The 12,967-nt window shown below is 50.4% G+C and carries 13 protein-coding genes; 10 read left to right on the forward strand and 3 right to left on the reverse strand.

Annotated features, from left to right (window positions below; all coding sequences use genetic code 11):
* Positions 1–27: 27 nt before the first annotated feature.
* Both OGY62_RS13430 and rluE read right to left on the reverse strand, forming a co-directional pair.
* A complete protein-coding gene (locus OGY62_RS13430; protein ID WP_012132701.1) occupies positions 28–489 on the reverse strand; it encodes an NUDIX hydrolase in 462 nt (153 codons plus the stop codon).
* 9 nt (positions 490–498) lie between these two features.
* Positions 499–1,152, reverse strand: a complete 654-nt coding sequence (rluE, locus tag OGY62_RS13435; RefSeq protein ID WP_286451592.1) for a 23S rRNA pseudouridine(2457) synthase RluE — start codon at positions 1,150–1,152, stop codon at positions 499–501.
* Between the two features lie 172 nt (positions 1,153–1,324).
* Between rluE and icd the strand changes: the two genes are divergently transcribed.
* From icd to OGY62_RS13450, 3 genes are all read left to right on the forward strand, one after another.
* Positions 1,325–2,575: an NADP-dependent isocitrate dehydrogenase gene (gene icd, locus OGY62_RS13440; protein WP_047457457.1), complete on the forward strand. Its 1,251-nt coding sequence runs from the start codon at positions 1,325–1,327 to the stop codon at positions 2,573–2,575.
* Positions 2,576–3,279: 704 nt separating this feature from the next.
* Positions 3,280–4,239, forward strand: a complete 960-nt coding sequence (locus tag OGY62_RS13445) for a Kdo(2)-lipid IV(A) acyltransferase (RefSeq protein ID WP_049011760.1) — start codon at positions 3,280–3,282, stop codon at positions 4,237–4,239.
* 123 nt (positions 4,240–4,362) lie between these two features.
* A complete protein-coding gene (locus OGY62_RS13450) occupies positions 4,363–4,494 on the forward strand; it encodes a hypothetical protein (RefSeq protein WP_012132696.1) in 132 nt (43 codons plus the stop codon).
* A 666-nt stretch (positions 4,495–5,160) separates the two neighbouring features.
* On the opposite strand, the gene uspF is transcribed toward OGY62_RS13450, so the two are convergent.
* On the reverse strand, positions 5,161–5,589 hold the full coding sequence (gene uspF / locus OGY62_RS13455; RefSeq protein ID WP_012132695.1) for a universal stress protein UspF: 429 nt from the start codon (positions 5,587–5,589) through the stop codon (positions 5,161–5,163).
* 531 nt (positions 5,590–6,120) lie between these two features.
* Here uspF and OGY62_RS13460 point away from each other — a divergent pair.
* The 7 genes from OGY62_RS13460 to OGY62_RS13490 all read left to right on the forward strand — a co-directional run bounded on the left by OGY62_RS13460 (position 6,121) and on the right by OGY62_RS13490 (position 12,930).
* Positions 6,121–7,215 (forward strand): NapC/NirT family cytochrome c, encoded by a 1,095-nt coding sequence (locus tag OGY62_RS13460; protein WP_047457454.1) that lies wholly within the window; start codon positions 6,121–6,123, stop codon positions 7,213–7,215.
* Between the two features lie 20 nt (positions 7,216–7,235).
* On the forward strand, positions 7,236–9,680 hold the full coding sequence (locus tag OGY62_RS13465; protein WP_200024325.1) for a trimethylamine-N-oxide reductase 2: 2,445 nt from the start codon (positions 7,236–7,238) through the stop codon (positions 9,678–9,680).
* A gap of 136 nt (positions 9,681–9,816) precedes the next feature.
* Positions 9,817–10,467 carry a metal-binding protein ZinT gene (gene zinT / locus OGY62_RS13470; protein ID WP_024130401.1) on the forward strand — a complete coding sequence of 217 codons (651 nt, stop codon included), beginning with the start codon at positions 9,817–9,819 and terminating at the stop codon, positions 10,465–10,467.
* 209 nt (positions 10,468–10,676) lie between these two features.
* Positions 10,677–11,315 carry a leucine efflux protein LeuE gene (gene leuE, locus OGY62_RS13475; protein ID WP_012132690.1) on the forward strand — a complete coding sequence of 213 codons (639 nt, stop codon included), beginning with the start codon at positions 10,677–10,679 and terminating at the stop codon, positions 11,313–11,315.
* A 186-nt stretch (positions 11,316–11,501) separates the two neighbouring features.
* Entirely contained in the window at positions 11,502–11,864 is a 363-nt protein-coding gene (yeaR, locus tag OGY62_RS13480) for a DUF1971 domain-containing protein YeaR (RefSeq protein WP_024130400.1), read from the forward strand.
* A gap of 3 nt (positions 11,865–11,867) precedes the next feature.
* Positions 11,868–12,050 carry a DUF1869 domain-containing protein gene (locus OGY62_RS13485; RefSeq protein ID WP_012132688.1) on the forward strand — a complete coding sequence of 61 codons (183 nt, stop codon included), beginning with the start codon at positions 11,868–11,870 and terminating at the stop codon, positions 12,048–12,050.
* 232 nt (positions 12,051–12,282) lie between these two features.
* Entirely contained in the window at positions 12,283–12,930 is a 648-nt protein-coding gene (locus tag OGY62_RS13490) for a hypothetical protein (protein ID WP_024130399.1), read from the forward strand.
* The last annotated feature ends 37 nt before the right edge of the window (positions 12,931–12,967 follow it).

The following is a 12,967-nucleotide window of genomic DNA, read 5'->3' on the forward strand; positions in this document are numbered from 1 at the left end:
GGCGGCGTATTCTATCACGCAGCCCTTTTACTTGACACCCTCTGTAAACGGCCAGTTAAATTCGCCGATGATCGCCAGCGGATAACGTTGCCCGTTCTGCCAGCAACGAATGCTCTCGGCAACCAGCGGCGAACGCAGGTTGGGGGCGTTGAGGATCGCGTCGGCGCTGACCCAGCGACAGCAGTCAATGTCGTTGTCGTGAGGTTCAGTGGCGCACATTCTGGTAAGTTCAATGGAAAACAGGAAACGCAGGAACGGCGTGTTGTCCGGCGCGATCCATTGATGCAGACGAATAAAGTGCTGGGGTTGCGCGGTAATCCCTGTCTCTTCCCAGAGTTCGCGCGCGGCGGCTTCCACCAGCGTTTCGTCGGCTTCCAGGTGTCCGGCTGGCTGATTCCAGAGCGCTTTGCCGTTAATGGTCTCTTCCACCACGAGGAATTGACCTTCTGCATGGACGATGCAGGCGACGGTGACGTGCGGTTTGAACATGGTTTTTCCTTAATCGGTAGCGTCTCGCCATTCGCCGTTGGCAAGATTATCCAGCGTGTAGTTGCCCATTGCGTAGCGGATCAGTCGCAGCGTAGGGTGGCCGACGTGCGCCGTCATACGCCGTACCTGACGGTTACGGCCTTCATATAAGGTCACTTTGAGCCAGCGGGTGGGAATACTTTTTCGTTCGCGAATCGGCGGCGTTCTCGGCCACAGCCATTCGGGTTCGTCCACTACCTCAATGCCCGCAGGCAGAGTGGGGCCATCATTGAGCGTCACGCCATTGCGCAGGGCTTCCAGCGCTTCTGCGGTGGGTTCGCCTTCAACCTGAACGTAATAAATTTTACCGGTACGTTTGCCGGGCTGCGTCAGACGAGCCTGCAATGCGCCATCGTTGGTGAGCACCAGAAGACCTTCGCTGTCCCTGTCCAGACGACCTGCTGCATAGACGCCCTGGACAGGAATATAGTCTTTTAATGTGCTGCGCCCGGCCTCATCCGTAAATTGCGGCAAAACATCGTAAGGTTTATTGAACAAAACCACGCGTTTTGGCTGGTTTTCTTTCCGCCGCTTAGTGACTTGTCGTGAGCTGAATCGCTCAACCCGGTGATTTCTAAAAGAAGTTTTTTGCATGGTATTTTCAGAGCTTATCAATTGCCGCATTATAGCCTAATAACGAGTGTCTTTCATGGCAGCAAACAATAGGGTAGTATTGACACGCTCATTACAAATCATTAACAAAAAAGTTGCTCTAATGCATCCGTGTCGCAGGACGCAAACGCACATGCAGCGTGATGACAGACGAGCAAACCAGAAGCGCTCGAAGGAGAGGTGAATGGAAAGCAAAGTAGTTGTTCCGGCGGAAGGTAAGAAGATCACCCTGCAAAACGGCAAACTCAACGTTCCTGAAAATCCGATTATCCCGTTCATTGAAGGCGACGGTATCGGTGTTGATGTAACCCCAGCCATGCTCAAAGTGGTCGATGCCGCTGTCGAGAAAGCCTATAAAGGCGAGCGTAAAATCTCCTGGATGGAAATTTACACCGGTGAAAAATCCACTCAGGTTTATGGCCAGGATGTCTGGCTGCCTGCTGAAACTCTGGATCTGATTCGTGATTATCGCGTGGCCATCAAAGGCCCTCTGACTACCCCGGTCGGCGGCGGTATTCGTTCCCTGAACGTGGCGCTGCGTCAGGAACTCGACCTGTACGTGTGTCTGCGTCCGGTTCGTTACTATCAGGGCACCCCAAGCCCGGTTAAACACCCTGAACTGACCGACATGGTCATCTTCCGCGAAAACGCTGAAGATATTTATGCAGGTATCGAATGGAAAGCCGACTCTGCGGATGCCGAGAAAGTGATCAAATTCCTGCGTGAAGAGATGGGCGTGAAGAAAATTCGCTTCCCTGAACACTGTGGTATCGGTATTAAGCCGTGTTCCGAAGAAGGAACCAAACGTCTGGTGCGTGCGGCGATTGAATATGCCATCGCTAACGACCGTGATTCTGTGACCCTGGTTCACAAAGGCAACATCATGAAGTTCACCGAAGGCGCGTTTAAAGACTGGGGCTACCAGTTAGCGCGTGATGAATTCGGCGGTGAGCTGATCGACGGCGGCCCGTGGGTCAAAATCAAGAACCCGAACACCGGCAAAGAGATCGTGATTAAAGACGTGATCGCCGATGCGTTCCTGCAACAGATCCTGCTGCGTCCGGCTGAGTACGACGTGATTGCCTGTATGAACCTGAACGGCGACTACATCTCTGACGCCCTGGCGGCGCAGGTTGGCGGTATCGGTATCGCGCCGGGCGCAAACATCGGTGACGAGTGCGCGCTGTTCGAAGCGACTCACGGTACTGCGCCGAAGTACGCGGGCCAGGATAAAGTTAACCCGGGCTCCATCATTCTGTCTGCTGAGATGATGCTGCGCCACATGCAGTGGTTCGAAGCCGCAGATCTGATCGTCAAAGGGATGGAAGGCGCGATTGCCGCGAAGACCGTCACTTACGATTTCGAACGTCTGATGGAAGGCGCTAAGCTGCTGAAATGTTCAGAGTTTGGCGACGCGATCATCGCAAATATGTAATCCAGTTTCTGGGTTAAACAAGAACGGGAGCCTGAGGGTTCCCGTTTTTTATTATTAGCATTCGAACTTGTTTTTTGAATGTCGAATTCGCAGAGGATTAAGACGATACTTCGCAAGTCTCCAGACGGGGAAGATGCGCATCTGCCAGTGGCTCAGACGTTTAGCCCATCAGCGAATATGGCTACGGAGCATTGTGCAAAACGGGCATGAACAACCTGGAACGGGTGAAGCATCACAGGTTCCCAAAAATGTTGTCTGCGGCTCAGTACCATGCTGACTGTAAAAACTTCCCAGAATCTTACTTTCGAGTGTGCGAACGTTATCAGGAGCCGTACCGGGTACTACGTTGGGCGGCGATTTGAATGCCAGGCAACTGAACGACGAGGCAGCCAGTGATATGGCGAATATGTTTCTGACTTTCATCTGATGATTACCCTTCTCACTAAAAGTTATGTAATAACATAACCTCAATTGTGCTTAATGAATAGACCTGAAATTGTCCGATCGGTCATGTGGCGGCGAAAAGGTAAATGACGTTTTTACGACCTCGCGGTGAGCAGGGGATAAGTCGCAAAAAATGACAAAACGACTTTTTCGTCTTTTTATAGACTTTTTGTGCTAACCGGGGGTTTAGTTTTCCCCTCTTTGTAATAGTCAGATAGCTAACACCGCAGTTATCAGTAAACCGGAACGTATTTTACTCAATGACGAGACTCCCAACATTTTCATTCGCTTTTTTTCATCCTCGCTACTGGCTGCTATGGCTGGGTATTTTCTTCTTACGATGTGCTGTTTTGCTGCCTTATCCCATTCTGCTCAGGCTTGGCGCTTGTCTGGGGAGAGTGGCCATGCGCGCATTGCCTCGCAGGGTAACAATAGCCCGTCGCAACCTGGAACTTTGCTTTAAGGCGTTACCTGCGAAGGAGCGTGAGAAATTACTGATTAAAAATTTTGAGTCGGTAGGCATGGGGGTACTTGAAACCGGTATCGCCTGGTTCTGGTCAGACAGGCGTTTACGCAAATGGTTTACGGTTACGGGTTATGAACATATGGAAAGTGCGCGAGCTGAAAATAAAGGCGTGCTTCTCATCGGTATGCACTTTCTTACTCTTGAACTTGGGGCGCGCATATTTGGGATGCTCAATCCGGGCATTGGCGTATACAGGCCGAACAATAACGCGCTGTATGACTGGTTGCAGACGCGGGGACGTCTTCGCTCAAATAAAACCATGCTCGATCGCTATGATTTAAAAGGCATGATACGAGTGCTCAAACAAGGTGAGATTGTCTGGTATGCACCTGATCATGACTATGGCGCTCGTAACAGCGTGTTTGTTCCTTTTTTTGATGTTCCCGATGCGGCGACTACCGCAGGCAGTTACATGCTTGTCAGAAGCGCGCGCCCGGCGGTTGTTCCTTTTGTTCCCCGACGCCGAGCGGATGGAAGAGGGTACGAGCTGATCATCCTCCCGGATATCGGCCATGAACTGTATGACGAGGGCAAGGAAACCGTTGCGACCAGAATGAATCGGGCGATTGAACGCGCAATCAACCTGGCTCCTGAACAATATATGTGGCTACACCGTCGCTTTAAGACCCGACCAGCAGGCAAGCCGGCCCTGTATGGGAAGAAGGAAAACGCGATTGAGAGTAACGGCGAATAGCTCGTTTCCTGGTTTCAAACCGCCTCCGGGCGGTTACTGGTCAATAATGCCGTCATAAACCTGTCATGTGTTCGTGCTATTGGGAATTTAGTCATTCATTTTCTGCGGTCAGGGGAGGTGAAAATGGGTACGGAACATGAACGCATTCGGTCAGTATTAACGGGGCTGCTTATCGCGCTGCTGATGCTGCTTGTCATGGCCGGGTGGCCTTATCTTGTGCGTATGATCTCCGGTTATATCGCCGGGTATCTGTAAATATGCACCTGAGGATAAACAAGAACGGGAACCTGTCAGTTCCCGTTTTTTCATGTCAGTAGAATGGCGTGTTGTGAGAGTGACGACTCTGCACCTGCAATCACCAGCCAGGCAGCGTACCCCCGACACTCCACTCTTCGGAGCCAAAATCGGGTTTCTCGCCTCGGATCACACGGTTTCTTTCTTCTTTTGTCGGTTTATGGGTGGCGGCGCGGCTGGGAAGTTTCCCGGGAGTTTTTACGCAGCCGAATCCCTGACAAATTGGGCTGGCGGAAGAGGGCGCGGGTTGTACTTCTGAGTCGACACAAGCCGTCAACAATACGATTGAAATCGTGCCGGCAACTCTCTTTATGTTCATAAATATCCTTTTAATGTTTAACGACTCACATGCCCTTTTCCCTGAGAGCATGAATACTCTGGCAAAAAAAGCCCGCAACAGAGTGCGGGCAAAATCATACTGGAAGCAATGTGAGCAATGTCGTGCTTTCAATACCTGTATTAGGCGCTAAGGTATTTACAGCAAGAGAATGATAACCATTATCATTTAATGATTCAACCATTCGTTTTATAAGGCTGTTTTTATCGGGAGTCATTCATCAGAAAACAGATGTGATACAAGAACGGGAGCCTGTTGGCTCCCGTTTTCGCCAGGGTTAGCGAGCGGTATTAGCGTACAACCAGAACAGGGCAGTTTGCATGGCGAACAACGGCCGCAGCAGTTGAACCCAGCAGATAGGTGCTGAAACCCGGTTGATGCGACGCAATGATAATCAGGTCGGCTTCTACCGCATCCGCCAGTTTGAGGATCTGATCTTTGGGCGGGCCGTAGACAACATGGGACTGGCTCCTGCCCTCGGGGATATTGAATTGTTTAACAATTTCCTCCAGTTTGACGGCGGCCTTTGACTGAAGACCGCTTCTATCCGGGAACTCGCTGGAGTAGGCCAGACCCAGTGAGGCATAGAACGGGACAGAAGGTATTACGGCCAAAAAATGCACCTTTGCGGTTTTAGCATGCGCCTCAACCTGCGGGATGATCTGACGGGTCAAGCTGGCTTCTGAGATATCAATCGGCACCAGAATAGAACGATACATATTCACCACCTCCTGTTTGTTTTATCTCCACCTTAAGTGTACTGGACTTATCGGTTGTATAAGAAGTAATCAGATCAAAGTTATGTGAACGAGTCCGCAAGTCGTAAGAATGTAGACACAAAACGTCCACCAGAAGGTGTTACCGACATGATGGCTGTCAGGAGAATGATTTTTACCGTGAATATCGTTATGAAGCAGTAATGGGTTCCGTTTTACTTTATTTCATTGTATATTTAGTTATATAACGACGGGGTATTTTCGCTCTCTTGAATCGCCATCTTAATTATTTGAAACTTTCTCCTGATATTTAATTTAATACTGGTTTAAATATCTATATAATACAGTGTAACTTTCTGTGTTTTAACGATTTTATACTCATATATTCCGTTGTTGTGTAATCTGCGATCCCCTTCAAATTTACTTGCATGCTAATTCTTATTCACATCCACGCTTGATGGATATCAATAATTAACCTGCTCGGTCTAATTATTGTCTACCTCTAAAAGGGTAGTTGTCTGACGAGAATGAAGAATGAGAAAAATAAATAAAACCATTTTATGGACGATGCTGCTTTGCATCGTTCTTGGCGCAGTAATTGTTTTAGCGGGGCAATGGACGTTACATAAAACATCGAGCACTGAATTTTGTCTGTCTTGCCATACGATGCAGGCGCCTTATGAGGAGTATACGGGCTCGGTTCACTTCCAGAATCAGAAGGGGATTCGTGCGGAATGCGCGGATTGCCATATCCCGGAAGGCGGAGTGGATTACCTGGTAGCCAAGCTCCTTGCCTCGAAAGATGTCTATCATCAGTTCATCACCAAAAAAATCGACACGCCAGAGAAGTTTGAAGAACATCGTCTGGAGATGGCGCAAACCGTTTGGGCGCAGTTGAAAGCCAGCGACTCCGCAACCTGTCGTAGCTGTCATAGCATGGATGCGATGGATCTTGACGCGCAAAGCGCTGATGCCCGCAAAATGCACCAAATGGGCATTCAGGAAAAACAAACCTGTATTGATTGCCACAAAGGCGTCGCCCACTTCCCACCCGAAATAACAATGGACGACAGCGCCCTCAAAGCGCTTGAGGCCCAGTCTGCATCCACCCCCGCATCTGCAAAAACGCTCTATGCCGTAAGCAATACCGCACTTGGCGATCTGGCAACGGTCTATCCGGCCACGCAAATGCATGTCCTGAAATCGACGGAAACGTCACGGCTGGTGGAGATCCGCGGGAGCCAGATGCAGGGGAGCGAGCAGGTTATTTACTACGCGGCAGGCCAGCGGTTGATCCTTGCCAGTCTGAGTGAGAAAGGGCAGCAATCACTCCACATTCTCTCTGACTGGAAAAAAGATGATTACGGTAACGCGTGGCGGGATGTGGCGCTACAGGGCGAGTGGAGCGGCTCTGCGCTCGCCAGCCGCGAACCGATGTGGGACTACGCGCGCAAACTCGACAATGTGTATTGCGCAGGCTGCCATGCGCCGATTCCTGCGAAGCATTTTACCCTCAATGCCTGGCCCTCTGTGGCGAAAGGGATGGGGGCTCGTACCAACATCAGTGAAAACGAACTGGATATCCTGAGCCGTTACTTCCAGTACAACGCGAAAGATATGCATGAATAGTGATAATACCAGGAGAAATCATGAAACTCACAAGACGTGACTTTATCAAGACGGCTGGAGCGGCAACCGGGACTATGGCGATTTCTTCGGTGATCCCAATGCCTGCCTGGGCCGAAAACCAAAATGGCGGCGCCATCCTGACTGCCGCACGTTGGGGGGCCGTATATGTGGAGGTCAAAGACGGCAAAGTTGTCTCTTCAAAAGGCGCATTGCCTAAAACTATACCGAACTCATTGCAGCAAACCGCGCCGGATCAGGTACATACCAACGCCCGTGTAAAATACCCAATGGTGCGTAAAAGCTATCTGGAAAATCCAGGTAAAGCGGACGGTAAACGGGGAAGCGATCCCTTTGTGCGGGTGAGCTGGGAACAGGCGCTGAAACTCATTCATGAGCAGCATAGCCGTATTCGTAGCAGCTATGGTCCGTCCTCCATTTTTGCGGGTTCCTATGGCTGGCGCTCCAGTGGCGTTCTGCATAAAGCGCAAACGTTGCTGCAACGCTATATGAGTATGGCCGGGGGATATGCAGGCCATACCGGGGATTATTCCACCGGGGCGGCGCAGGTTATCATGCCATATGTTGTGGGATCGGTTGAGGTATACGAACAACAGACGACATGGCCGATGGTGCTTGAGCACAGCCAGGTGGTGGTGCTGTGGGGGATGAACCCGCTCAACACGTTAAAAATTGCCTGGAGCAGTACGGATGAGCAGGGGCTTGAGTATTTTAATCTGCTGAAGAAATCGGGAAAAACCGTTATCGCGATCGACCCAATGCGCTCAGAAACCATTGAGTTTTTTGGCGACAATGCAACGTGGATCGCCCCGCATATGGGAACTGACGTGGCGATGATGCTGGGGATTGCGCATACGCTGGTGAAAAAAGAGCGTCACGATAAAGCGTTCCTGGAAAAATACACCACCGGTTATCCGCAGTTTGAAGAGTATCTGCTCGGCAAGAGCGACAACGTTGAGAAAACCGCTGAATGGGCATCCGGTGTCTGTGGCGTACCCGCAGAACAGATTGAGAAACTGGCGGAAATTTTTGCCAGCAACCAAACCATGCTGATGGCGGGCTGGGGGATTCAACGTCAGCAATACGGTGAGCAAAAACACTGGATGCTGGTGACGCTGGCCGCGATGCTGGGGCAAATTGGGACGGAAGGCGGCGGTTTCGGTTTCTCCTATCACTATTCCAACGGCGGGAACCCGACGCGTACCGGTGGTGTACTGCCTGCGATATCGGCGCAAATTGAGGGGGGATCGTCGGCAGGGAACGACTGGGCGGTATCGGATGCGGTGGTGAACCTGCCTGTGGCGCGAATTGTGGAGGCGCTGGAAAACCCGGGAGGAAAATATCAGCATAATGGTAAAGAGCAGACCTTCCCGGATATCAAAATGATCTGGTGGGCAGGCGGCGCGAACTTTACTCATCATCAGGATACCAACCGCTTAATCAAAGCGTGGCAGAAGCCCGAGCTGGTGGTGATTTCCGAGTGTTACTGGACGGCGGCGGCGAAACATGCCGATATTGTTCTCCCGATCACCACATCGTTTGAACGTAACGATCTCACGATGACCGGAGACTACAGCAACCAGCATCTGGTGCCCATGAAGCAGGTGATTGCGCCGCAGTTTGAGGCCCGTAATGACTTTGACGTCTTTGCTGATTTAGCTGAGATGCTCAAACCCGGCGGCAAAGCGGTCTATACCGAAGGTAAAGATGAGATGGCGTGGCTGAAGCAATTCTACGACGCCGCGCAAAAGGCGGCTCGCGCTCAACGTGTGGCAATGCCTCAGTTCAATGCGTTCTGGCAGCAGAATAAGCTGATTGAAATGCGCGAGAACGAAAAGAACAACAAGTATGTGCGTTATGCCGATTTCCGCCATGATCCGGTCATGAATGCGCTCGGTACGCCAAGCGGTAAGATCGAGATCTATTCAAAAACCATTGAAGGTTATCACTACAAAGACTGTCCGCCTCATGCTTCATGGATTGAACCAGATGAGTGGAAAGGGTCTGCGGATAAGGATCAGCTACAGTTGCTGACCGCCCATCCGGCACACCGTCTGCACAGTCAGTTGAACTATGCGTCGTTGCGAAAAGAGTATGCCATTGCCGATCGCGAGCCGGTGACGATTCATCCAGATGATGCGAAGGCAAGGGGCATTGTCGAGGGCGACCTGGTACGTGTATGGAATGGTCGTGGTCAGGTTCTGGTCGGGGCGCACGTCAGCGACGGGATCAAGCCGGGGATCATCTGTATCCATGAAGGCGCCTGGCCTGATATCGAGAATGGCATCTGTAAAAACGGCGGCGCCAACGTGCTGACGGCGGACATCCCGACGTCAAGGCTGGCGAACGGCTGCGCGGGGAATACGACCCTGGTATACGCAGAGAAATTTACCGGCGAAGCCCCAACGCTCACGGTATTTGATGAGCCAGAGATTGTCACTCTGTAACGCCGGGGACTGTTAGTTTGTTGGAATAAGCGGGAGCCTGTGTGCTCCCGTTTTTTATGCTTCTCATTCAGAGTTGAATTAATGGTGATGTTATATTATAACATTCCATCTTTACGCACTGATTGAGGGTGATATTTTGGCGATTCATTTTGAAAAATTAGCAGTAGCTCTGGGAATGCTTCTGGTTAGCGGACACGCGCTTGCGCATGGGCACCATTCACATGGCGCACCGCTAACGGAGATGGAGCAAAAGGCGGCAGAAGGCGTTTTTGACGATAAAAACGTGAAGGACAGGGCGCTAACGGACTGGGACGGTATGTGGCAGTCTGTTTATCCGTATCTGGTAAGCGGGGAGCTTGATCCGGTATTTAAAAAGAAAGCGGAGAAAGATAACAGCAAAACGGCCGAGGAGATTAAGGCCTATTACCGTAAAGGCTACGCCACCAATGTGGATACTATCGGCATTGAGAATGGCGTCATGGAATTTCACACCGGTAATCAGGTTGAGTCCTGCCAATACGATTATGCCGGACACAAAATCCTGACCTACGCATCCGGTAAAAAAGGCGTTCGCTATCTGTTTGAGTGTAAAGATGCAAAGAGCAACGCGCCTAAATATGTGCAGTTCAGCGATCATATTATCGCGCCGCGTAAGTCGAGCCATTTCCATATCTTTATGGGGAACACCTCCCAGCAGGCATTGCTTGAAGAAATGGATAACTGGCCAACCTATTATCCGTACCAGCTGAAGGCCGAAGAGGTCGTCGACGAGATGTTGCACCACTAAGATGTTGTCATTATGGCGGGTCCGGCAGGACCCGCCATCGTGTTGCGACGGTGTCCCAAAAGAGCGATATCTGTCATAAGTAAGGCGCCTTTGCCGGTAAATATCATGATATAACGCAACGCTATGATTTCCCTTCCCATCATTCAGTTCATTCGTTAGCATATTGTTTCGCAGTAAAGCGTATCTGTTTTTTTCAGGAAGAGGTTAACGTGTTCGCAGAGTATGGAGTTCTGAACTACTGGACGTATCTGGTTGGGGCCATTTTTATCGTGCTGGTGCCGGGGCCTAATACGATATTTGTGCTGAAAAACAGCGTCGGGCGAGGGATGAAAGGCGGATATCTCGCCGCCAGCGGGGTGTTCATTGGCGATGCGGTGCTGATGTTTCTGGCGTATGCGGGCGTCGCAACATTAATAAAAACAACGCCGGTGCTGTTTAATATCGTTCGTTATCTCGGCGCTTTTTATCTGCTGTATCTTGGTGCGAAGATCCTTTACGCCACGCTTAAATCGAAAGGGAGCGAAGTGGCGCATGATGAGGTTCCGTTTGGCGCAATCTTTAAACGTGCCTTAATACTGAGCCTGACCAATCCCAAAGCCATCCTTTTTTACGTTTCGTTTTTCGTCCAGTTTATTGACGTCAATGCGCCGCACGCGGGGCTGTCATTTTTTATCCTGGCGACAACGCTTGAAGTGGTGAGCTTTTTCTATCTGAGCTTCCTGATTATTTCGGGCGCTTTTGTAACGCAGTACATTCGCACGAAAAAGAAACTGGCGAAGGTGGGGAATTCCCTTATCGGTTTGATTTTCGTTGGTTTTGCCGCACGTCTGGCGACGCTTCAGTCATAACGCCATCAGGCCCGCGCACTCTGTGGGCCTTCCGTTTTTACTTTTTACTTAAAGATGATGCTCACCGCCACGCGCGACGGAAAAAAATAACCAATAAATGGTATTTAAAACACATCTTATGAGGCGTACCCTTTTTACAGCAGCGATTCAGTAAGATCGCTGGTTGTTACTGGAAGAGGGAATAAAATGCTTCAAATTCCACAAAATCATATCCATACACGCTCCACTCCGTTCTGGAATAAAGACACCGCGCCAGCCGGAATTTTCGAACGCCACCTTGATAAAGGAACCCGACCAGGGGTTTATCCTCGCCTGTCGGTTATGCAGGGGGCGGTCAAATATCTCGGATACGCAGATGAACACAGCCCGGAACCGGAAAAAGTGATGATCATTGAAGCCGGTCAGTTCGGTGTTTTTCCCCCGGAAAAATGGCACAACATCGAAGTGATGAGCGACGATACCTACTTTAACATCGACTTTTTTGTTGCACCGGAAGTGCTGATGGAAAGCGCCAGCCAACGAAAAGTCATTCATACCGGGAAGGAGTAAATCATGGGCAAAGCGACCTATACCGTTACCGTAACCAATAACAGCAACGGTGTTTCAGTTGATTATGAAACTGAAGCGCCGATGACACTGCTGGTCCCGGACGTTGCGGCAGAAGTGGTGAAAGATCTGGTGAACACCGTGCGCTCATACGACACCGAAAACGAGCACGACGTTTGCGGCTGGTGATCCCGTTCGGGAAGCCTGCGACCGCGATTTTTTAACCGTTACGCTAAACCGCACAGCGCTATCACGACGCTGGGCGGTTTTTTTTTCGCCTGATATCAGCATGTACCTGACAACTGAAATTAATTGAAAAGAAATATTAAGGAAACCTTAAGAACATCGCATTGTTTGTTAATGCTCTGGCATTCATAAAATATATGATTGAGCATCAAACACTGAACAGAAAATGACCACCATGAAATTTGATACTCGATTAACCTCGTCGGCTCTCGTCCTTGCGCTTGTTGCGTTGGTTATTCCTTTCACTGCGAACTGGCACGTACCTCTGCTAAATGGCGTCGTGGTGTTATGGATTGAAAATGGGCAGGCGCTATGGCTACTGTTTGGTGCGCTATTTACCGCCTGGTATATCAGGCCGTTGTCTCGCCCTGACGGCGCAAAGCAGTTTTGGCTTTGGGCGGTGGTGTGGTGGCTGGTGTTGTTAGGGCGAAGCACCAGCTGGGGGCGCGACTACTTTCCTGAACATCCCAAAATGATCTTCCGGGGGATTTCCGTCGTCCTGATCGCCGCGCTTGTGCTTCCGGTATTGATCTCAAAGACTTTGCGCCAGGAAATTGCGCGTCGGCTGCGTGAAGAATCCCTGCCGCTGTGGTTGCTAACTGTTACTGCCTGTGCGTTTTTAATTTCCGATACGGTGGAGCATCATCGGTTACTGGCGCCGCTGTTCCTGCACAGTAAGCAATACACCGATTTGATTGAAGAACTGTACGAATTGCCGTTCATGATCGGGCTTTTTTTGGTTACGCTGACGTTTATGAAACGCGATAAACAAGATGAATATATTGCGTTGCAGACGGCGGAACCACAGCATGCGGAATATTGAGGTTCGCGGATGAAAACGCCCGGGTTCTTTTTCCCGA

It is taken from the genome of Citrobacter sp. CK198, from assembly GCF_030333295.1.
Classification (GTDB): Bacteria; Pseudomonadota; Gammaproteobacteria; order Enterobacterales; family Enterobacteriaceae; genus Citrobacter_B; species Citrobacter_B koseri.